Source organism: Microbacterium sp. NPDC077391 (assembly GCF_040686955.1).
GTDB classification, from domain to species: Bacteria; Actinomycetota; Actinomycetes; order Actinomycetales; family Microbacteriaceae; genus Microbacterium; species Microbacterium commune.
Map to the genome: position 1 here is coordinate 397,918 of NZ_JBFBMI010000001.1, position 20,513 is coordinate 418,430.

The window sequence follows — 20,513 nt, forward strand, 5'->3', positions numbered from 1 at the left end:
GCTCTGCGGTCTGACCGGGCCTCACCCGGCGTAGGCGTGCGGCTACCGGTCGAGGCCCGCGAAGCGCTCGATGTCGACGTTGGTGCCCGAGACGATGATGAGGTCGTGGTTGGTGACCACCGTGTTCGCCTCGGCGTAGCGGAACGGCTTGCCGGGGCTCTTCACACCCACGACGGTCACGTTGTACTTGGAGCGCACGCCCGACTCGTTCAGTCGCACCCCGCGGATGAACTTCGGCGGGTACATCTTCGCGAGCACGAAGTCGTCATCGAAGCGGATGAAGTCGAGCATCCGTCCGCTGACCAGGTGCGCGACGCGCTCGCCGGCCTCGCGCTCGGGGTAGATGACGTGGTTCGCGCCGACGCGCGCGAGGATCTTGCCGTGCGACTGCGAGACCGCCTTCGCCCAGATCTGCGGCACCTTCAGGTCGACGAGGTTCGCCGTGATCAGCACGGACGCCTCGATGAGCGACCCGACGGCGACGACCGCGACCTGGAAGTCCTGCGCGCCGATCTGCCGCAGGGCGTCGATGTTGCGAGCATCCGCCTGCACGGTGTGGGTGACCCGCTCCGACCACTTCTGCACGAGACCGAGATCGCCGTCGATCGCGAGCACCTCGCGGTCGAGCCGGTCGAGCTCCCCGGCGCAGGCGGCGCCGAAGCGGCCGAGTCCGATCACGAGCACCGGGGCGTCGCCCCGCACCATCTCAACCAACGATCGGCCTTTCGACGGGCAGCGAATAGAGCTGCGATCGGGAGGTCGCGGCGACCGCCGCGGCGAGTGTCACTGTACCAACGCGCCCCATGAAGATCGTTGCGGCGAGAACGTAGCTCGCGGAATCCGGGAGCTCGGCGGTCAGGCCCGAGCTGAGGCCGACGGTGCCGAACGCGGAGATGACGTCGAAGAGCACGTCGATGACGTCTGCCTTGGTGAGCTGGGCGATGATCACCGTCGAGAGGGCGACGACGGTCGCGCCCCAGGCGACGACCGACAGGGCGACGCGCTGCACGTCCGACGGGATGCGTCGGCCGTACACCTCGACCGACTGGCGTCCCTTCGCCTCGGACCACACCGCGATGGCGAGAACGGCGAGCGTGGTCACCTTGATGCCGCCGGCGGTGGATGCCGAGCCGCCGCCGACGAACATGAGCATGCACGCGACGAGCATCGATGACCCGTTCAGATCGGACATCTCGATGACGTTGAACCCGCCCGAGCGTGTCATCGCCGACAGGAAGAACGCGTTCATGGTCGTCTCGCCGGCGTCCATGGATCCGAACGTGGCCGGGTTGTCGAACTCGAGAAGCAGGAAGACCGCGGCGCCCAGCACGAAGAGCAGCCCGGTGGTGATGAGGGTGAGCTTCGAGTGCAGCGACCAGCGCTTCACGTGCCACACGTGCTTGGCGAGGGTGTAGATCACCGGGAACCCGATGCTGCCCAGGAACATGCTGATCATCAGGATGGTCAGCACGAGGTAGTCGTCGGCGAACACGGTCACGCCGCCGGCGTTGGGGGTGAACCCCGTGTTGGTGAACGACATGGCGGCGTAGTACGGCGCCTCCCACAGGGCGGCGAACGGGTCGATGCCCGCCCACACCAGCGCGGGGTACAGCATCAGCGCGACGCTGAGCTCGATCACCAGCGTCGACAGCGCGACCGTGGTGAGCAGCTGGCCGACCTCGCCGAGCCGCACGGTCTGGCTCTCGTTCACCGGACCGCCGTGCGCGCGCATCGGGTTGGTGTCTCCGGCCGCGAGCAGCTTGGCGCGCAGCCCGAGGCGCTTCGAGATCACCATGCCCATCACCGACGCGAGGGTCAGCACGCCCATGCCGCCGATGTTCACGCCGATGAACAGCAGCACGTTGCCGAACGGCGACCAGTGGCTGGCCATGTCGACCGTCGAGAGCCCCGTGACGCAGATCGTCGACATCGCGGTGAACAGCGCGTCGCTCAGCGGCGTGACGGTGCCCTCCGCCGAGGAGAGGGGCAGCGACAGAAGACCGGTGAACAGCAGGATGAGCGAGGCGAAGATGATGATCGCGAAGCGCGAGGGCGACGAGGTCACCAGGTGCCTGGCCCGTCTGCCGAAACCGCGCAGTGTCTCCTGCGGGGACGATGCCGACGCGATGCCCGACATCGCTCCCCTCTCCGCCGACGTCGTTCGCCGAGCCTCCGTCATGGTACTCCCGTGCGGCGCCTACTACCCTGAGGGGATGACCGACATCTTCGACGTGATCGCGGACGGCACGAGGCGAGACATCCTTCGGCTGCTGCTGAGCGAGTCGGCCGAGGGCGACGGCGGCACCAGCGTGACGCAGATCGTCAGTCAGCTGGGCATCAGCCAGCCGACCGTGTCGAAGCACCTCAAGGTGCTGCGCGAGGCGAACCTCGTGACCGTGCGGGAAGAAGGCCAGCGCCGCTTCTACAGCCTCTCCGTGGGTCCGCTCGAGGAGGTCGACGACTGGCTCGTGCCGTTCCTGATCGACGCGTACGGCGATCAGGCCCCGATGATCGACATCCCGTTCGCCCCGCTGCCGGCCGCGACGGCCCACGCGGCCGAGGTCGTCGGCCGCGCCGCCGCCTCGGCGAAGCACGTCGTCACGTCGGCGCTGCGCAAGCTCGGCACGTAGCCGCCAGTCACATCCGTCTCACGTGTTTACAGCCGTCGCAGCAACCCCATATGCTGTGCTTCAGCAGAAAGGGGTGCTGGGGATGCCCGACGTTCACGATGTTCGATTCCTGACGGTGGCCGAGGTCGCCGAGATCATGCGCGTGTCCAAGATGACCGTGTATCGCCTCGTGCACGCGGGTGAGCTGCCGGCGATCCGCTTCGGGCGCAGCTACCGCGTTCCCGAGTCGGCGGTCGCCGACGCCCTGCGCACCCCGAACGCCGATGTCGGCTGACCGCCGATTCGGGCGGCGTGCGAGCATTTGATAGAATCGTCCGAGGCATTTTTTCCGTGCCCGTACCCGGGTGCCGTTTCCATGGCATCCAACCCCTGACTTAGTGAGGTTTCCGTGGGTTCAGTCATCAAGAAGCGCCGCAAGCGCATGGCGAAGAAGAAGCACCGCAAGCTGCTTCGCAAGACTCGCCACCAGCGCCGCAACAAGAAGTAAGCGGCACGACACCGAGCGCCCCTCATGGCTCCTGAGCCTGTCGAAGGGGCGCTTCGTGTCTGCGGCGACAGAAGGAGAACCGTGAAGACGATCACCGTCGACCAGCTCGCTCAGCGAGAGGGCGTGCCCCTGATCGATGTGCGCGAGCGCCATGAGTTCGAGGCCGGGCACGTGCCCGGCGCACTCAACCTGCCGATGTCGGAGCTGGGCGGGCGCCTGGACGAGCTGCCCGGCGAGGCGTTCGATGTGATCTGCGAGCTGGGCGGCCGCTCGGCTCGCGTGGTCGAGGCGCTGACCGAGCGCGGACACGACGCGACCAACGTCGAGGGCGGCACCGCCGCCTGGGTGGCGCAGGGTCGTCCGGTCGCGCAGTGACCACCCTCACGATCATCGGCAAGCCCGACTGCCACCTGTGCGAGGTCGCGAGCGAGGTGGTCGACGCCGTCGTCGCCGAGATGCCGGATGCCGCGGCTGAGCGTCTCGAGATCGTCGAGAAGTCCATCGCGGACGACCCCGCGCTCTACGAGCGGTGGTGGGAGAAGATCCCCGTCCTGCTGATCGACGGCGAGCTGCACACGCACTGGCGCGTCTCGCCGGATCGGCTCCGTCAGGCACTCGAGGAGGCCATGAAGTGATCCGTCATGTCGTCAGCTGGAAGCTGGCCGCGGAGGATGCCGCCGTGCGCGCCGAGCAGGCCGCCGAGGTCGCTCGTCGTCTGAACGCGCTGATGGGCGTCGTGCCCGAGCTGCGCGCGGTGTCGGCCGGCGCCAACATCGCTCACCCCGACGTCAACTGGGATGTCACGCTGGTCGCCGATGTGGATTCGCTCGACGCGCTCGAGGCGTACCAGGTGCACCCGGCGCACAAGGAGGCCGGCGCGTACATCAAATCGGTCGTCGCATCCCGGGTCGCCGTCGACTTCGAGATCTGATCCGTCCTGCCTTGCAACGCAAATGTGATGGCATCACGGCCCCGGGCTGCCACGATGTTCCGACCCGCGTGACAAGATGAGTTCACCCCGCCCGCGGGCGCAAGCCCCCGTCACGAAGGAGTGGCCATGAAGCGCCGTCCTCTCATCCTCGGTACAGCCATCGCCGCTGCTGCCGTCCTCGCTCTGTCCGGCTGCGCGAGCAGCGAGAACGGATCCGACGCAGACGCGCCGGCATCCGGCTCCGGTGGTGCGGACTACGGTCTGGTCACGGACGGCACGCTGACGGTCTGCTCCGACATCCCGTACCCGCCCTTCGAGTTCGAGGGGGGCGACAACGGCACCGGGTACACCGGATTCGACATCGACCTGCTCGACGCGATCTCGAAGAAGCTCGACCTGAAGCTCGCGGTGCAGGACACCGGGTTCGAGGCGCTGCAGTCCGGCGCCACGCTGCTCGCCGGCACCTGCGACCTCGGTGCGTCTGCCATGACGATCACCGAGGAGCGCAAGGCGAACATCGACTTCTCCGACCCCTACTACGACTCGCTGCAGTCGCTGCTGGTGCGCGCCGACTCGGACATCAAGAGCATCGACGACCTCGACGGCAAGAACGTCGGCGTGCAGCAGGGCACCACCGGCGAGATCTACGCCAAGGAGAACGCCAAGGGCGCCGAGCTCGTGCAGTACCCCTCCGACGGAGAGCTGTGGCCGGCCATGCAGTCGGGTCAGATCGACGCGATCCTGCAGGATCAGCCGGTGAACCTCGTGCACGAGAAGGCGGACTCCGACTACACGATCGTCGAGACCTACGAGACCGACGAGTCGTACGGCTTCGCCTTCGCGAAGGGAGAGAAGGCCGAGCTGCGCGAGGCGATCGACGACGCGCTGCAGGAGCTGCGCGACGAGGGCGAGTACGACAAGATCTACGACTCGTACTTCGCCGCCAACTGATCGCCACGGAAGGCATCCGACGATGGCGCTGAAGCGCAGAACGAGAACGCTGCTGTATCGCGTGACGATGTACGTCATCTTCTTCGCGGTCGTCGCGGCGGTGGCCTTCTCGATCAACTGGCAGCGGGCGATCCCGCAGTTCTTCAATCTCGAGGTGGCGGCGAAGCTCTTCCCCGACATCATCCTGATCGGACTGCGCAACACGATCCTGTTCACCCTGATCGCGTTCACCGGCGGGGTGCTGCTGGGCATCGTCCTGGCGCTGATGAAGCTGTCGAGCATCGGCCTGTTCCGCTGGGTCGCGACGGGCTGGATCGAGCTCTTCCGCGGGCTGCCTGCGCTGCTGACGATCTTCTCGGTGGCCTTCATCGTGCCGATCGTGTTCGGCTGGAAGGTTCCCGGCGGGCCGGTCGGCGCCGGTCTGCTCGGCCTCATCCTGGTGGCCTCGGCGTACATCGCCGAGGTCATCAGGTCGGGCATCCAGGCCGTCCCGAAGGGGCAGACCGAGGCCGCCCGCTCGCTGGGCATGTCGCCGATGAAGACGATGTTCTGGATCATCCTGCCGCAGGGCTTCCGCATCATCATCCCGCCGATGACGAACGAGCTGGTGCTGCTGCTCAAGGACACCTCGCTCGTCTTCATCGCGGGAAGCTTCATCTGGTCGAAGGAGCTCACCACCTTCGCCCGCGACGCGAACTCGGCGAACGCCAACGCGACGCCGCTGATCGTGGCCGCGCTGCTGTACCTGGTGGTGACCATTCCTCTCACGCGGTTCACCGCGTGGCTGGAACGACGGATGGCGAAGGAACGATGAGCACCGATCTGATCGACGTGCACGCCCCTGTGATCGAGGTGCAGGGGCTGGTCAAGGCGTTCGGCGACAACGTCGTGCTCAAGGGCATCGACCTCACCGTGTACACCGGCGAAGTCGTGTGCATCATCGGTCCGTCGGGCTCGGGAAAGTCGACGCTGCTGCGCTCGGTGAACCTGCTCGAGGAGCCCACCGACGGCCGGGTGCTCATCGAGGGGATCGACGTCACCGATCCCGAGACCGACATCGACCGGGTGCGTCAGCGCATCGGCATGGTGTTCCAGAGCTTCAACCTCTTCCCGCACCTGTCGGTGCTCGGCAACCTCACCGTCGCGCAGCGACGCGTGAAGAAGCGAGGTAAGGAGGAGGCCGAGCAGGTCGCCCGCGAGATGCTCGAGCGTGTGGGTCTGGCGGAGAAGGCGGATGCCTTCCCCAGCCACCTCTCCGGCGGTCAGCAGCAGCGTGTCGCGATCGCGCGTGCGCTGTGCATGAACCCCGACATGATGCTCTTCGACGAGCCGACCTCGGCTCTCGACCCCGAGCTGGTCGGCGAGGTGCTGCAGGTCATGCGCACGCTGGCCGACGAGGGGATGACGATGCTCGTCGTCACGCACGAGATGGGCTTCGCCCGTGAGGTCGGCTCGCGCCTGATCTTCATGGACGGCGGCCACATCCTCGAGCAGGGCGACCCGCGTGAGGTGCTGGCGAACCCGCAGCACCCCCGCACGCAGGACTTCCTCTCCCGCGTGCTCTGAGCCGCGAAGCCCGCCCCGTCGTGTGCGGCGAGGACGCGCCGATCTGACATCCTGAACTGTGATGGAGATCGGCGCGTTCCTCGGCCTCGAGCAGCTCACCTGGGGCGTGCTCGTCCTCGTCGTCGTCGCCGCGTTCGGCGCGGGATGGATCGACGCGGTCGTCGGCGGCGGGGGACTGCTGCAGCTGCCCGCCGTGCTGCTGATCCCCGGCATCACGCCGGTGCAGGCGCTGGCCACGAACAAGCTCGGCTCGATCTTCGGCACGGCGACGAGCAGCGTGACGTACTACCGCCGGGCCAGACCCGACATCCGCACCGCCCTGCCGATGGCGGCGATCGCTTTGGCCGGCTCATTCGGCGGAGCCGCCGTGGCGACCGTGCTTCCGGCATCCGCCTTCAAACCCATCATCGTGGTGGCGCTGCTGGCCGTCGCCCTGTTCACCGCGTTCAAGCCGCAGCTGGGCGCGGCGACCGCGCTGCGCTTCTCGGGGCATCGCCACCACGTCACGGCCGGCGCCGCCGGCCTGGTGATCGGCTTCTACGACGGTCTGATCGGGCCCGGCACGGGCACGTTCCTCGTGATCACGCTCGTCGCCCTGCTGGGCTACGACTTCCTGCAGGCGAGTGCGAAGGCGAAGATCGTGAACTTCGCCACCAACGCCGGAGCGCTGATCCTGTTCATCCCGCACGGCGCGGTGCTGTGGCTGCTGGGGCTCATCCTCGGCGTCGCGAACACGGCAGGCAGCTACCTCGGCTCCCGCATGGCGATCTCCCGCGGATCGGGTTTCATTCGCGTCGTGTTCCTCGGCGTGGTGATCCTGCTGATCGCGAAGCTCGGCGTGGATGTGTGGAACGAGAACCTCGCACCCCTGCTCGCGGCCGGGTGATGGCGGGCATCCGAACCGGGCATCCGGGTCACCGTCCGGATACGACCCTTGCCACCACCGGTGTCTTCCCGCGTAGAATCCGAACTGCGCTCTGTCGGGCGCGCCAGTGCTTCCACGGAGGGGGGACGATGAGGTCACTAGGCACGAAGCGGATCCTGATCGGATTCGCGGGTCTCACGGCGGCGGCGGTCGCTCTCAGCGGATGCTCGGGATCGGGGGATCCGGGCGACGGCGACAAGGTCACCCTCGAGGTGCAGTCGGCGATGGGAGACGGCACGCCCCGATACGAGGCGCTCAGCGCGCTCGCCGAGGCGTACGAGAAGGACAACCCCGACGTCAAGATCGACGTCGTCGCGCTGGGCAGCGACTACGAGGGCGACATGAAGGTGCGGATGGGGTCGGGTGATCTGCCCGACATCTGGGCCACGCACGGGTGGTCGCTGCTGCGCTACAGCGAGTTCCTCGAGCCGCTCGACGAGCAGGGGTGGGCCGACCAGCTGAACCCGGTGCTCCACTCGACGATGAAGAGCGACGACGGCGAGTTCTTCGCTCTTCCGCTGACAACCGACGTCGCCGGCATCCTGTACAACAAGACCGTGCTCGAGGAGGCGGGGATCGACCCCGCATCGCTCGGCACCATCGACGCTTTCGACGACGCGCTCGCGAAGATCAAGGGCGCAGGGGTCGTGCCGATCTCGAGCTCGGGCAAGGACGACTGGTTCGCCGGCAACGTCGCCGACTGGCTCGGCTCGGGGTCGTTCGACGAGGCCGAGTCGGAGAAGCTCGCGGACGGGGAGTTCGTCGATAGCGGATTCGAGGCCCTGTTCAGCACGCTCGAGGAGTGGGCGAAGGCCGGGTACTTCAACCCCGACTTCTCGTCGGCGACCAGCGATGACATCGCGACCGCGCTCGGACAGGGCACGACCGCGTTCGTGATGATCCAGAACACCCTCGCCCTCGGTGCCAGGGAGTTCGTGCCCGACGCGCAGATCGGGTTCATGCCGGTGCCGGCCATCAACGGCGACGACGAGTATCTGATCGGCGGCGAGGGCGTCGCGCTGGGTGCCTGGCGCGACGGCGAGAACAAGGAGGAGGCACTCGACTTCCTCGACTTCCTCGCCGAGCCGGAGAACATCGGCCGCTTCGCCAGCGAAGACGGAAACCCCGCGGGCCTCATCGACATCGACGTCGACCTCGGTGACCTCTCCGACAGCTACGAGCAGTTCTTCACCCCGGGAGAGGTGCGCATGGTGCCGTACTTCGACCGCGCATACCTGCCCAACGGCATGTGGAACACGCTGATCTCGACGACGTCCGGCATCGTCACCGGGCAGACCACGGTCGACTCGGCGGTGAAGCAGGTCGAGGCGGAGTTCGGCACGCTGTACGGCCAGCAGTAGGCCACGCGAGAGGTGACTTCACGCTCGACGGGGATCTTCCCGCGCCGACTCAACTGGTTCTACGTGCCGGCGCTCGTGCTGTTCGCGGTGTTCTCGATCTACCCGCTGATCAGCGGCATCAGCCTGTCGCTGACGAACTGGAACGGGTACAGCCGCGACAAGGCGTTCGTCGGGTTCGACAACTACCTGCGTCTGCTCGACGACGAGGTGTTCCGCACTGCGTTGGTCAACACGCTCATCTACGGGGTGGGCAGCACCGTCATCCAGCAGGTGCTCGGACTGAGTCTCGCCGTCGTGCTCGACCGCATCGTGCGCGGGGCCGCCCTACTGCGCGCCGTCATCTACCTGCCGGTGCTGGTGTCGCCGGTGGTGCTGGGCACGATGTACTACCTGATCTTCCGCTACAACAACGGTGCGCTGAACGACGTGCGCGCCCTGTTCGGGGCGGAGCAGGTCGCCTGGCTGTCGGATGCCGGGTTCGCCATCCCGGCGATCGTCGTCGTCAACTCGCTGCAGTTCGTCGGCATCTCGATGGTCATCTACCTCGCCGGTCTGCAGGGTGTGCCGGCCGAGTACCACGAAGCCGCGCAGCTCGACGGCGCCAGCTGGTGGCAGAGCTTCCGCAGCATCACCGTGCCGCTGCTGCAGCCGGCTTTCGCGACGAGCATCGTGCTGAACCTGATCGGCGGGCTGAAGCTGTTCGACGTCGTGCAGGTGCTCACCGGCGGCGGGCCCGGTCAGTCCACGCACTCGGTGTCGACGCTCATCGGCGAGACGTACTTCTCGAATCAGGCGGCCGGGTACTCGGCAGCGATCGGCGTCGTGCTGTTCATCCTGATCGTCGCTGTGACGTTCGTGCTGAACACGCTGCTCGACCGGAAGCGGGTGGAGCTGTGAAGAACACGGCCACACCGTCGAAGGTGCTCATCTATGCGGGTCTGGCGCTCATCGCCGTGCTGCAGCTGCTGCCGTTCTACTTCGGGCTCACCACCGCCTCCAAACCCAAGACCGACCTCTCGTCGCCCTGGATCTTCCCCGGTGAGGTGCACTGGACCAACTTCGCCACGGCGATACAGCAGGGGAACATCCTGCAGGCCATCGGCAACAGCGCACTCGTGACGGTCGTGTCGACGGTGCTCGTGTGCGTGCTCGGCGCGCTGACCGCGTACCCGCTCGCACGCCGGGTCACGCGCGGCAACCGGCTGATCTACGCCTGCATCATCAGCCTGATCATGATCCCGCCGCTGTCGGTGCTCGTGCCGTTGTACACGCTCATGAAGGACCTCGGCGGGCTGAACACCCACTGGGGCATCATCGTGCTGATGGTCACCGGCAATCTGCCGCTCGCGGTCTTCCTCTACACGGCGTTCATGCGCAGTCTGCCCGTGTCGATCGAGGAGGCGGCGACGGTCGACGGCGCAGGTCCCCTGCAGGTGCTGTTCCGGATCGTCTTCCCCATGCTCCGCCCCGTCACCGCCACCGTCGCGATCCTCGCCGGGGTCGGCATCTGGAACGAGTTCGCCCTGAGCACGTATTTCCTGCGCACCGACGAGACCCGCACGATCGCCCCGGCCGTGGCAGGATTCTTCGCGGCTCAGGGCAGCAACCCGGGCGCCGCGGCCGCGGCATCCGTGCTCTCGGTCGTGCCCGTGCTGGTGGCGTACCTGTTCCTGCAGCGCAGCTTCATCAAGGGGATGGTCGCCGGCTCGCTGAAGTGAGCCCGACGTCAGCGCGCCGGCACGGCGACGTGCAGCCGACGTGGCGATCCGACGCGGCCGAGACGCTCTCGGCCTCAGACCTTCTCGCGTACGGCGACCGGGACGGGATCGATGGTGAGGAAGACGCGCTCGCCGAAGAAGGGATGCGCGTGCGCGTCGTGCTGCACGCGCACCCGCTCGCCCGAGTCGGTGCGAACCAGAGTGCGGCGGATGCTGCCCAGGAACGTGCTCTCCTCGACGACGCCGGCGGTCGCGGCATCCGCCTCGCCGGTGAAGCGCAGGTTCTCGGGACGCAGGTGCACGTCGACAGCGCCGGTGGCGGGCGCGTTCGTGGGAAGCGACCGCCCCCAGACGGTGACCGTGTCGCCGGATGCCACACCCGAGACGACGCTCGACAGCCCGATGAACGACGCGATGTGCGCGGTCGCGGGGCGCAGGTACAGCTCCTCGGGTGTGCCGATCTGGTCGATGCGGCCGGCGTCCATCACCGCGATCCGGTCGGAGACCGCCAGGGCCTCCTCCTGATCGTGCGTCACGAAGACGGTCGTGATTCCCAGGCGCAGCTGGATGCGGCGGATCTCGTCGCGCAGCTGCACGCGCACCTTGGCGTCCAGCGCCGAGAGCGGCTCGTCGAGCAGCAGCACGCGCGGCTCGGTGACGAGCGCCCGGGCGAGCGCGACCCGCTGCTGCTGCCCGCCGGAGAGCTGGTGCGGGAAGCGGTCGGCGAAGGCTTCCAGGCCGACGAGGGCGAGCGCGTCGAGCGCCCGGCGGGCGGCCGCGGCCTTGCCCACGCCACGCCGGCGCAGCCCGAAGGCGGTGTTGCCGGCGACGTCGAGGTGCGGGAACAGCGAGTACGCCTGGAACACCATGCCGATGTCGCGCCTGTTGGTGGGGACGCGCGACACGTCCTGACCGCCCAGCAGCACGGCGCCGACGTCCGCATGCTCCAAGCCGGCCAGCACACGCAGGGCGGTGGTCTTGCCGCAGCCTGAGGGCCCGAGCAGCGACACGAACTCACCCGGTGCGATGTCGAGGTCGACACCGTGCAGCACCCGGTGCGCACCGTAGCTCTTCTCGATGCCGTGGAACTGCACACGCGTGCCCTCACCCGCCTCGGCGAGCAGCACGTTGTCCGCGGTGGCGGGAAGGGGACTCGGGGAGGTCATTGGTCAGCCTTTCGGTTGCCGCGCGCGGCGCGGCCGATGATGAGCAGCAGCAGGAAGCAGAACAGCAGCGCGAGCAGCGTGAAGATCGCCGGCACGTAGGCATCCTGCTTCTGCACGACGATCATCGCGGTCTGGAACACCTGCCGGTTCAGCAGCGACGCGATCGTGAACTCGCCCAGCACGACGGCGATCGAGATGAGGGATGCCGAGAGCAGCCCCTGACGCAGGTTCGGCGCCAGCACCCTGACGACCACGGTCGGCCAGTTCGCGCCGAGCGACCGGGCGGCCTCGGAGAGCGTGCGCAGGTCGGCGGCGTCGATCGATGCCTGGATCGCACGGTACGCGAACGGCAGCACGGTGATGCCGTAGGCGAAAGCGAGCGTCCACGTGCCGGTGCCGAGCGTGCGCCCGATCTGCAGGTAGATCGGAGAGAGGCCGACGACGAGCACGATCGCGGGGATCGAGATCGGCAGAAGCGCCGCGAACTCGAAGACCGGCGTCAGTTTCGGGAAGCGCAGGTTCACGAGGATCATCGTCGGCGCGAGCAGCACCAGCACGATCACCACGGTGACGACCGCGAGGACGAGCGAGTTGCCCAGGCCCGTCCAGATCGGCTTGATCGCCGCCGACGCCGCAGGATCCACCAGCGCCGCCCAGCGCGCGAAGGACAGGCCGCCCTCCCGGTCGCGCAGCGTGTAGAGGAAGGTCGCGACCAGCGGGATCGCGAAGAAGGCGCCGATCAGGATGCCGATGATCCACCGCGTCGCGGGGGAGGGTGCGATGCGGTTCACGACCGCCACCTCGCCGCGCGGCGCTGGATGAGCGAGTACAGCCCCATCACGACGCCGACGATGACGATCATGCCGAGCGCGAGCGCTCCGGCGAGATTCTCGCGGCCGAGCACGGTCTCGCTGGTGAGCGCCGCGCGGATCTGCAGCGGCACGATCTGCGATCCCTGGCTGGCCAGCGCCGCGGCGGTCGCGTATGACGAGAACGCGTTGGCGAACAGCAGCAGCAGGCTGGCGAGGAACGACGGGGCGAGCACCGGGATGCCGACGCGCACCCAGAATCCGAGCCGGGTGCCGCCGAGAGTGAGGTTCGCCTCCGCCCACTGCGGTTTGAGTGCCGCGAGTGCCGGCATGAACGTGATCACCATGAGGGGCACCTGGAAGTAGATGTAGGGGAGGATGAGGCCGGGGACGTCGTAGAGCCACACGCCGTCCGCGAAGATGTCCACACCGAAGGTGTCCTTGAGCAGCACGGTGACGACGCCCTGCAGGCCGATCGTCGCGATGAACGCGAACGCGAGCATGACGCCGCCGAACTGCGCGAGGACGCCGGCCGCGGCATCCACCGTCTGGCGCACGGCGCCCTGCGGGTTCATTCCCAGCATGGCGTAGCAGACCAGGGCGCCCGCCAGCGCGCCGATGACGGCGGTCAGCAGCGACAGCGACGCGGAGTTCGCGAACGTGTTCAGGACGACCGGATCGACGAGTGCGGTGATGTTCGTCCAGGTGAAGACGCCGTCCCCGTCGACGAGGCCCGAGCCGATCGCGAGGAGCGTCGGCACGGCCAGGAACAGCACCACGTAGACGCCGAAGGGAACCAGCCCCAGCCACGCCCAGGACAGACCCGACCGCCGGGCCGTCGGCGACGGCCCGGCGGTGGCGGGGGCGGATGCCGCGGCATCCGCCCCCGTGATCAACGCGGTCACTGAACCGTCACGGCCCACTTCTCGCCGAGCAGCGTGCCGGCATCCGTCGACTGCTTCTCGGCCGGGACGACCGTCTCGGCGGGGACCTCGGGCAGCGCGGCCGCGAGCTCCTCGTCGATCGTGCCCGCTGCGGTCATGGCCTCCATGCGCGCCGGACGGGCGCCGCCCTTCAGCCACAGGTTCTGCACGTCGTCGCTGTAGAGGAACTCCTGCCACAGACGAGCCGCAGCCGGGTGCGGGGCGTCCTTGTTGATGGCCTGGTTGTAGTACGAGGCGTAGCCGACGCCGTCGAGCACGACGACCTTCCAGTCGGGGTTGTCCTTGCCCGCCGCAGTGTTCAGGTAGTCCCAGTCGAAGACGACCGGGGTCTCGCCGCTGGTGATGGTCGCGGGGGTCACGTCGACCTTGAGGAAGTTGCCGGCCTTCTGCAGCTCCCCGAAGAACTCGATTCCGGGGGTGTAGTCGTCGAGGTCCCCACCGGACTGCACGGTGGCGAGGCCCACGGCGCCGAAGGCGGAGCCGGCCTGGGTCGGGTCACCGTTGATCGCGACGGCACCCTTGAAGTCGGCGCTCTTGAGATCGTCGAGCGAGGTGGGCTCGGGGAACTTCGACGAGTCGTAGCCGATCGACATGTATCCGCCGTAGTCGCCGACGAACAATCCGGTGGGCTCCTTGAGGGCGTCGGGGATCTCGTCGAAGTTCTCGACCTTATAAGGCGCGAAGGTGTCTGTGCTCTGCAGCGCGACGGCCAGTCCGAGGTCGAACACGTCGGGCGCGGTGTCCAGGCCCTTGTTGGTCTCTGCGGCCTGGATCTCCTCGGCGCTGGAGACGTCGGGCGAGGCCTCGTTGATGGTGATCTCGGGGTAGCGCTCGGCGAACAGGTCGAGGATCTCGCCGTAGTTGGCCCAGTCGCGCGGCAGCGCGATCACGTTCAGGGCGCCCTCGGCCTTGGCCGCCGCCTCGAGGTCTTCGAGGGTGCCGAAGTCGGCAAGCGACGTTGCGGTCGCAGCGTCCACGGACGAGCCGCTGTCGCCCGCGCTGCTGTCGGCGGCGCAGGAGGTCAGGGCCAGGGCGGCCGTGGCCGCGAGGGCGATGCCGGCGACGAGGCGCGCACGGCGGGTGATGCTGGTCATCAGGGTTTCCTCTCGGATTTCCCGCGCTCGCGCACGGGAGTCGGGTTACGAGAGGAAGCTACGGTGCACGAGTTACCGGGTGGCGCGAACCGGGTGAACGACAGGTGTCCGGAGGGCGAATCGGCGAAGGGTCGGCTGCCCGAGCTCGTACGTCGAGACCCCCGGCTGCAACATCAGCAGCCGGGGGTCTCGACGGTAGGCGGGGCCTGCGGGTCAGGCGTCCTCGGATTCGACGTCGACGCCGGCCTCGGCGCGCTGCTCGGGCGTGATCGGCGCGGGCGCCTCGGTCAGCGGGTCGAAGCCGCCACCCGACTTCGGGAAGGCGATGACCTCGCGGATCGACTCCGTCTTCGTCAGGTGCTGCATGACGCGGTCCATGCCCAGCGCGATACCGCCGTGCGGGGGAGCGCCGAACCTGAACGCCTCGAGCAGGAAGCCGAACTTCTCGTCGGCCTGCTCCTCGCTGATGCCCATCACGCTGAACACACGCTTCTGCACGTCTTCGCGGTGGATGCGGATCGAGCCGCCGCCCAGCTCGGAGCCGTTGCAGACGATGTCGTACGCGTAGGCGAGAGCGGATGCCGGGTCGGTGTCGAACGTCGCCTCGAACTCGGGCTTCGGCCCGGTGAACGCGTGATGCACGGCCGTCCACGAGCCGGAGCCGACCGCCACATCGCCGGACGCCACGGCGTCACCGGCGGGCTCGAACATCGGCGCGTCGACGACCCAGGTGAACGCGAAGACGTTCGGGTCGAGCAGTTCGAGGCGGCGGCCGATCTCGACGCGCGCGGCGCCGAGCAGCGCGCGGCTGGCCTTCGTCTCGCCCGCGGCGAAGAAGGCGCAGTCGCCCGGCTTCGCCCCGACGAGCTCGGCGAGGCCCGCCTGCTCGCTCTCGGAGAGGTTCTTGGCGACCGGGCCGCCCAGCGTTCCGTCCTCGTTGAAGAGCACGTACGCGAGGCCGCGGGCACCGCGCTGCTTGGCCCAGTCCTGCCAGGCATCCAGCGTCTTGCGCGGCTGCGACGCGCCGCCGGGCATCAGAACGGCGCCGACGTACTCCGACTGGAACACGCGGAACGGGGTGTTCGCGAAGTACTCGGTCGCTTCGACGAGCTCGAGGCCGAACCGCAGGTCGGGCTTGTCGGAGCCGTACTTGGCCATCGCATCGGCGTAGGTGATGCGCGGGAGCGGGGTCTGCACGTCGACGTCGATGGTCTTCCACATCGCGACGATGAGGGACTCCATCATCTCGATGACGTCCTCCTGCTCGACGAACGACATCTCGATGTCGAGCTGGGTGAACTCGGGCTGACGGTCGGCGCGGAAGTCCTCGTCGCGGTAGCAGCGGGCGATCTGGAAGTACTTCTCGACACCGCCGACCATGAGCAGCTGCTTGAACAGCTGCGGCGACTGCGGCAGGGCGTACCAGCTGCCCGGGTGCAGGCGCGCCGGCACGAGGAAGTCGCGGGCGCCCTCGGGCGTCGAGCGCGTGAGCGTCGGGGTCTCGACCTCGACGAAGTCTCGACCGTGCAGCTCGTCGCGGATCGCCTTGTAGACGTCCGAGCGCAGGCGCATCGCGGCGGCCGGGCTCGGACGGCGCAGGTCGAGGTAGCGGTGCTTCAGACGCACCTCCTCGCCGATCGGGTCGGATTCGGCCAGGCCGCTCGAGACCTGAAAGGGGAGCGGGGCGGACTCGTTGAGAACGACCACCTCAGCCGCGATCACCTCGATCTCGCCGGTCGGCAGGTTCGGGTTCTCGTTGCCCGCGGGGCGGCGCGAGACCTCGCCGGTCACCTGCAGCACGAACTCCGAGCGCAGCGGGTGCGCCACCTCTTCGTCGCGGATGACGACCTGCGCGATGCCCGATGCATCGCGGAGATCGATGAACGCGACGCCTCCGTGATCGCGGCGACGATCGACCCAGCCCGAGAGGGTGACGGTCTGACCGATGTGCGAGGCATCGAGTGAGCCTGCCGTGTGTGTGCGAAGCACGGAGATTCCTTCTGATCGGGAGATATGAACCCGCCCAGTCTACGTGGCGGGTCGTGACGCCCGATCCGGCGGGGTGCTCGCCCGCGATACGGTGGGCGGGTGACGGCACGACGACTCCACCTGGTGCGCCATGGCGAAGTGCACAATCCGAAGCGGGTGCTCTACGGGCGCCTGCCCGATTACCACCTGAGCAGGGCCGGGCGCCGGATGGCGCGCGACGCGGCCGAGTATCTGGCATCCACAGGCCGCCCCGTGGGCGAACTGCGCTGCTCTCCGCTGGAGCGCACCCAGGAATCCGCCGAGCCGTTCACCGAGCTGTTCGGGCTGGAAGCGACGCACGACGCGCGCATCATCGAACCCGCCAATGTGTTCGAGGGGCAGCGGATGTCGCGCGCTCTGCGCAATCCGTTCAACTGGCGGCATCTGCGTCGACCGTCGGTGCCCAGCTGGGGTGAGCCGTACACGTCGGTCGCGACGCGCATGCGCGCGGCGATGGATGAGGCGTGGGATGCCGCCGAGCGGGCGGCCGCGGTGCACGAGGGCGACATCGTGTTCGTCTCGCACCAGGCGCCGATCTGGATCACGCACCTCTCGGTCGCAGGAATCACGCTGCAGCACGATCCGCGCACCCGGCGCTGCGCGCTGTCGAGCATCACCTCGTTCGAGCGCGTCGGCGACGTGTGGCGTGAGGTCGACTACGCGGAGCCCGCAGCCAAGGGCGTCGACCTCGGCGCGGTCTGACCCACCGGTTTCGAATCGCTCACCTGGCGGCGATCTCGGCGCAGAAACCGCCAGGTGAGCGATTCGAACGCCGGCCGGGCAGCCGTTTCAGAGCGCGCATAGGAACCGCGCGTACGATTCCCAGCGTGTCCGTGCCTGCTCGATCCCTTCGCGGCGCTTGGCGCATCGGCGCCGCAGCGCTCTCCGCGACGCTCGCCATCGGCCTGAGCGCCTGCGCGCCCGACCCCATGGTCGAGGCGTACAAGAACGGCGATCAGAAGGCGTACACGACCGCCGATTTCCGAGTCGAGTCGATCCCGGCCGCCGAGCGCAAGGCGCCCGTCGATTTCGGCGGGGTCACCGAAGACGGGACGACGTTCTCGAGCGACGACATCCGCGGCGAGGTCGCCGTCGTGAACTTCTGGTACGCCGGGTGCGGGCCCTGCCGCATCGAAGCCGAAGACCTCGAGGCGACCTGGCAGAAGCACAAGGACGACGGCGTGCAGTTCATCGGCGTGAACATCTACGACCAGGCCGACACCGCGAAGGCCTTCGCGAAGACGTACGGCGTCACCTACCCGAGCCTCATGGACGCCACCACCGGCGACGCCAAGCTCGCGTTCGCCCGGGTGACGCCGATCCAGGCACCGCCGACCACGCTCGTGCTCGACAGGCAGGGGCGGGTCGCCGCGCGCATCATCGGGCCGATCGACGGCACCTCGATCCTGTCGACCCTCATCAAGGACGCCCTCGAGGAGAAGGCGTGACTCCGGATGCCGTGATCGGAGCCGGCGCGCTCTGGATCGCCATCCCACTCGCCCTGCTCGCAGGGCTCGTGTCGTTCCTGTCGCCGTGCATCCTGCCGCTGGTACCGGGGTATCTGGGATTCCTCGGGGGAGCGGCGGGAACCGCAGCCCCCTCGGCGCAGGTCAGCGCATCCACCTTCCCACGCCGCCGGATGCTTCTCAGCGTCCTCCTGTTCATCGCCGGGTTCACGGTGGTGTTCGTCGCCTACACGGTGATCGGCGGCGCGGCATCCGTCTTCTTCCTGGAATGGGGCGACCTGATCACCCGCGTCCTGGGCGGCGTCGTCGTGCTGATGGGCCTGGTCTTCCTCGGAATGTTCGGGTTCGCGCAGCGTGAGTACAAGATGCGGGTCGACTCGACCGCCGGTCTCATCGGCGCACCTCTGCTCGGCTTCACGCTCGCGATCGGCTGGGCGCCGTGCACCGGCCCCACACTCGGCGCCATCATCAGCGTCGGCTGGACCCTGGGCGATCCGTGGCGTGCCGGACTGCTCGGTGTCGCGTACTCGCTCGGCCTCGGCATCCCGTTCCTGCTGGTCGCGCTCGGCTTCGGCTGGGCGACCAGTGCGACCGCCTTCATGCGGCGCCACATCCGCGTCGTCAACATCGTCGGCGGTGCGCTGCTGATCGTGCTGGGCCTGCTGATGGTCACCGGCGTGTGGACCCAGATCATGTCTCGACTCACGGCGGTGATGAGCAGTGTCATCCTCCCCCTCTGATCGCTCCGACGGCACGGCGGCCGCCTCCGATCCGCTTCGGCCCTCCGATCACATCGACTCCGCGCCCGTCGACGACAACGACATCAATCAGCCCGCGCTGGGCGTCGTCGGCTGGCTGCGGTGGGGCTGGCGCCAGCTGACGTCGATGCGCGTCGCGCTGGTGCTGCTGCTGATCCTCGCCATCGCCGCGATCCCCGGATCGGTGTTCCCGCAGCGCACGGCCGACCCCAACGGCGTCGTGCAGTACCGGCAGAACAATCCCGACATCTTCCCCGTGCTCGACGCGATGCGGATGTTCGACGTGTACTCGTCGCCCTGGTTCTCGGCGATCTACCTGCTGCTGTTCGTCTCGCTGATCGGCTGCATCATCCCGCGCATCAAGCACCACGCGAAGGCGCTGCGCGCGTTGCCGCCGCGCACCCCGGCGCGGCTCGGCCGACTCGAGCACCACCGTTCGGTGACCCGGGAGAACGGCGACGCGGCCGCGGCGATCGACGTCGCCGAGAAGCAGCTCAAGTCGCTCGGGTACCGCGTGGCACGCTACGACCGCGGCACGACGTGGTCTGTGTCGGCCGAGCGCGGGTACTGGCGAGAGACCGGCAACCTGCTCTTCCACATCGCTCTCGTCGGCGTGCTGGTCACGGTCGGCATCGGCGGAGGCTTCGCGTACACCGGCCAGCGCGTGGTCATCGAGGGCGCCAGCTACGTGAACACCCTGATCGACTACAACTCGATCAACCGGGGTCGTTTCGTCGCGGACGACGCGTTCCAGCCCTACGCGCTCACGCTCGACTCGTTCGACGTTACCTACGAGGATTTCGGCACCCCCGGTGCGGGTCAGGCCGGCAACTTCGCCGCCAACCTCTCGGTGCGAAACGTCGACGGCTCGACCAGCAAGGGCACCGTGCGCGTGAACCACCCGCTGCACGTCGGCGGCGACAGCGTCTACCTGCTCGGCAACGGATACGCACCGACCATCACGGTGCGCAACGCCGAGGGCGACACGGTGTTCAGCGGGCCGGTCGAGTTCCTGCCGCAGGACAGCGCGATGACCTCGCTCGGCGTGGTGAAGGTCACCGACGGCATGCCCGAGCAGCTCGGCGTGATCGGCTTCCTCTACCCGACACCGCTGAAGATGAAGAGCGGCGCGTACACCTCGGTGCACGGCGCGCTGAACCTTCCGCTGCTGACGCTGGACGTGTATCAGGGCGATCTCGGCGTCGACGGCGGCAAGCCGGTCTCGGTGTTCGAGCTCAACACCGACGGTCTCGAGAAGCTCAACGGCCGCACCACCGACACCGAGTCGATCGAGCTGCAGCCCGGTGAGACGGCCGACCTGCCCAACGGGCTCGGCACCGTCACGTTCGAGAACGTGTCGCCGAAGGGCGCGAAAGACACGCTGCAGTCGGTGAAGCGCTACGTCTCCCTGCAGATCCACCACGACGCGTCGGCGCCGTGGGTGCTGGCGTTCGCGCTGCTCGCCCTCGCCGGCCTGGGGCTGGCCCTCTTCGTGCCGCGTCGACGCATGTGGGTGAAGGCCACCACCGCCGACGACGGCATCCACCTCGAGTACGCCGCACTCTCGCGCGGCGACGATCCGACCCTCGCCGCCGCCGTTGACGACCTCGTCCGCGGACACGAGCGGCTTCTCGAAGCGGCCGCGCCCGAAGGCTCGACCCCCGCGAAGGGAGCATGAC

24 protein-coding genes are annotated in these 20,513 nt (G+C 68.2%); 17 read left to right on the forward strand and 7 right to left on the reverse strand.

The genetic code is table 11. The annotated features are described in order from the left end of the window. Window positions 1–42: 42 nt before the first annotated feature. Complete coding sequence (locus AB0O65_RS01820; RefSeq protein WP_071645020.1) at window positions 43–714, reverse strand: TrkA family potassium uptake protein; 672 nt, start codon at window positions 712–714, stop codon at window positions 43–45. After that, the gene (locus tag AB0O65_RS01825) at window positions 707–2,137 is read right to left on the reverse strand and encodes a potassium transporter TrkG (RefSeq protein ID WP_313478980.1); all 1,431 of its coding nucleotides are present in this window, start codon (window positions 2,135–2,137) and stop codon (window positions 707–709) included. Before AB0O65_RS01825 ends, AB0O65_RS01820 begins: the two co-directional genes overlap by 8 nt. A 76-nt stretch (window positions 2,138–2,213) precedes the next feature. On the opposite strand from AB0O65_RS01825, the gene AB0O65_RS01830 reads away from it, so the two are divergent. The 13 genes from AB0O65_RS01830 to AB0O65_RS01890 all read left to right on the forward strand — a co-directional run bounded on the left by AB0O65_RS01830 (window position 2,214) and on the right by AB0O65_RS01890 (window position 10,569). Then, window positions 2,214–2,630: a metalloregulator ArsR/SmtB family transcription factor gene (locus AB0O65_RS01830; RefSeq protein ID WP_071645044.1), complete on the forward strand. Its 417-nt coding sequence runs from the start codon at window positions 2,214–2,216 to the stop codon at window positions 2,628–2,630. An 82-nt stretch (window positions 2,631–2,712) separates the two neighbouring features. Continuing rightward, window positions 2,713–2,904, forward strand: coding sequence for a helix-turn-helix domain-containing protein (locus AB0O65_RS01835; RefSeq protein WP_071645022.1), 192 nt, complete (start codon window positions 2,713–2,715; stop codon window positions 2,902–2,904). Window positions 2,905–3,018: 114 nt separating this feature from the next. Beyond that, entirely contained in the window at window positions 3,019–3,117 is a 99-nt protein-coding gene (locus tag AB0O65_RS01840) for an AURKAIP1/COX24 domain-containing protein (protein ID WP_003792170.1), read from the forward strand. 81 nt (window positions 3,118–3,198) lie between these two features. Beyond that, the gene (locus AB0O65_RS01845; RefSeq protein WP_071645023.1) at window positions 3,199–3,492 is read left to right on the forward strand and encodes a rhodanese-like domain-containing protein; all 294 of its coding nucleotides are present in this window, start codon (window positions 3,199–3,201) and stop codon (window positions 3,490–3,492) included. Next, window positions 3,489–3,752, forward strand: a complete 264-nt coding sequence (locus AB0O65_RS01850; protein ID WP_071645024.1) for a glutaredoxin family protein — start codon at window positions 3,489–3,491, stop codon at window positions 3,750–3,752. Before AB0O65_RS01845 ends, AB0O65_RS01850 begins: the two co-directional genes overlap by 4 nt. Beyond that, window positions 3,749–4,048: a Dabb family protein gene (locus AB0O65_RS01855; protein WP_071645025.1), complete on the forward strand. Its 300-nt coding sequence runs from the start codon at window positions 3,749–3,751 to the stop codon at window positions 4,046–4,048. Before AB0O65_RS01850 ends, AB0O65_RS01855 begins: the two co-directional genes overlap by 4 nt. Before the next feature lie 126 nt (window positions 4,049–4,174). Continuing rightward, window positions 4,175–4,999 carry a basic amino acid ABC transporter substrate-binding protein gene (locus tag AB0O65_RS01860; RefSeq protein ID WP_191712140.1) on the forward strand — a complete coding sequence of 275 codons (825 nt, stop codon included), beginning with the start codon at window positions 4,175–4,177 and terminating at the stop codon, window positions 4,997–4,999. 22 nt (window positions 5,000–5,021) lie between these two features. Continuing rightward, complete coding sequence (locus AB0O65_RS01865) at window positions 5,022–5,813, forward strand: amino acid ABC transporter permease (RefSeq protein WP_191712139.1); 792 nt, start codon at window positions 5,022–5,024, stop codon at window positions 5,811–5,813. Next, window positions 5,810–6,565: an amino acid ABC transporter ATP-binding protein gene (locus tag AB0O65_RS01870; protein ID WP_363382548.1), complete on the forward strand. Its 756-nt coding sequence runs from the start codon at window positions 5,810–5,812 to the stop codon at window positions 6,563–6,565. Before AB0O65_RS01865 ends, AB0O65_RS01870 begins: the two co-directional genes overlap by 4 nt. Window positions 6,566–6,626: 61 nt before the next feature. After that, window positions 6,627–7,451, forward strand: a complete 825-nt coding sequence (locus tag AB0O65_RS01875; protein WP_363382550.1) for a TSUP family transporter — start codon at window positions 6,627–6,629, stop codon at window positions 7,449–7,451. Between the two features lie 128 nt (window positions 7,452–7,579). Next, window positions 7,580–8,851, forward strand: a complete 1,272-nt coding sequence (locus AB0O65_RS01880) for an ABC transporter substrate-binding protein (RefSeq protein ID WP_363382552.1) — start codon at window positions 7,580–7,582, stop codon at window positions 8,849–8,851. A gap of 12 nt (window positions 8,852–8,863) precedes the next feature. Continuing rightward, window positions 8,864–9,748, forward strand: coding sequence for a sugar ABC transporter permease (locus AB0O65_RS01885; protein WP_191712136.1), 885 nt, complete (start codon window positions 8,864–8,866; stop codon window positions 9,746–9,748). Further along, window positions 9,745–10,569 (forward strand): carbohydrate ABC transporter permease, encoded by an 825-nt coding sequence (locus AB0O65_RS01890; RefSeq protein WP_363382555.1) that lies wholly within the window; start codon window positions 9,745–9,747, stop codon window positions 10,567–10,569. Before AB0O65_RS01885 ends, AB0O65_RS01890 begins: the two co-directional genes overlap by 4 nt. A 74-nt stretch (window positions 10,570–10,643) precedes the next feature. On the opposite strand, the gene AB0O65_RS01895 is transcribed toward AB0O65_RS01890, so the two are convergent. From AB0O65_RS01895 to aspS, 5 genes are all read right to left on the reverse strand, one after another. Beyond that, window positions 10,644–11,735 (reverse strand): ABC transporter ATP-binding protein, encoded by a 1,092-nt coding sequence (locus AB0O65_RS01895; RefSeq protein ID WP_363382557.1) that lies wholly within the window; start codon window positions 11,733–11,735, stop codon window positions 10,644–10,646. Then, window positions 11,732–12,526 carry an ABC transporter permease subunit gene (locus tag AB0O65_RS01900; RefSeq protein WP_363382558.1) on the reverse strand — a complete coding sequence of 265 codons (795 nt, stop codon included), beginning with the start codon at window positions 12,524–12,526 and terminating at the stop codon, window positions 11,732–11,734. Before AB0O65_RS01900 ends, AB0O65_RS01895 begins: the two co-directional genes overlap by 4 nt. Further along, window positions 12,523–13,449, reverse strand: a complete 927-nt coding sequence (locus tag AB0O65_RS01905) for an ABC transporter permease (protein WP_363382560.1) — start codon at window positions 13,447–13,449, stop codon at window positions 12,523–12,525. Before AB0O65_RS01905 ends, AB0O65_RS01900 begins: the two co-directional genes overlap by 4 nt. Then, on the reverse strand, window positions 13,446–14,582 hold the full coding sequence (locus AB0O65_RS01910) for an ABC transporter substrate-binding protein (protein ID WP_071645034.1): 1,137 nt from the start codon (window positions 14,580–14,582) through the stop codon (window positions 13,446–13,448). The genes AB0O65_RS01905 and AB0O65_RS01910 overlap by 4 nt, the downstream gene beginning before the upstream one ends. A 213-nt stretch (window positions 14,583–14,795) precedes the next feature. Beyond that, window positions 14,796–16,571 carry an aspartate--tRNA ligase gene (gene aspS / locus AB0O65_RS01915; RefSeq protein WP_363382563.1) on the reverse strand — a complete coding sequence of 592 codons (1,776 nt, stop codon included), beginning with the start codon at window positions 16,569–16,571 and terminating at the stop codon, window positions 14,796–14,798. A gap of 99 nt (window positions 16,572–16,670) precedes the next feature. Here aspS and AB0O65_RS01920 point away from each other — a divergent pair, with 99 nt between their 5' ends. The 4 genes from AB0O65_RS01920 to AB0O65_RS01935 all read left to right on the forward strand — a co-directional run bounded on the left by AB0O65_RS01920 (window position 16,671) and on the right by AB0O65_RS01935 (window position 20,512). Beyond that, a complete protein-coding gene (locus AB0O65_RS01920) occupies window positions 16,671–17,312 on the forward strand; it encodes a histidine phosphatase family protein (RefSeq protein ID WP_363382565.1) in 642 nt (213 codons plus the stop codon). Window positions 17,313–17,437: 125 nt separating this feature from the next. Further along, the gene (locus AB0O65_RS01925; protein WP_256221176.1) at window positions 17,438–18,058 is read left to right on the forward strand and encodes a TlpA disulfide reductase family protein; all 621 of its coding nucleotides are present in this window, start codon (window positions 17,438–17,440) and stop codon (window positions 18,056–18,058) included. Then, window positions 18,055–18,816: a cytochrome c biogenesis protein CcdA gene (locus AB0O65_RS01930; protein ID WP_071645037.1), complete on the forward strand. Its 762-nt coding sequence runs from the start codon at window positions 18,055–18,057 to the stop codon at window positions 18,814–18,816. The genes AB0O65_RS01925 and AB0O65_RS01930 overlap by 4 nt, the downstream gene beginning before the upstream one ends. Continuing rightward, on the forward strand, window positions 18,797–20,512 hold the full coding sequence (locus AB0O65_RS01935; protein WP_363382568.1) for a cytochrome c biogenesis protein ResB: 1,716 nt from the start codon (window positions 18,797–18,799) through the stop codon (window positions 20,510–20,512). The genes AB0O65_RS01930 and AB0O65_RS01935 overlap by 20 nt, the downstream gene beginning before the upstream one ends. Window position 20,513: the final 1 nt, after the last annotated feature.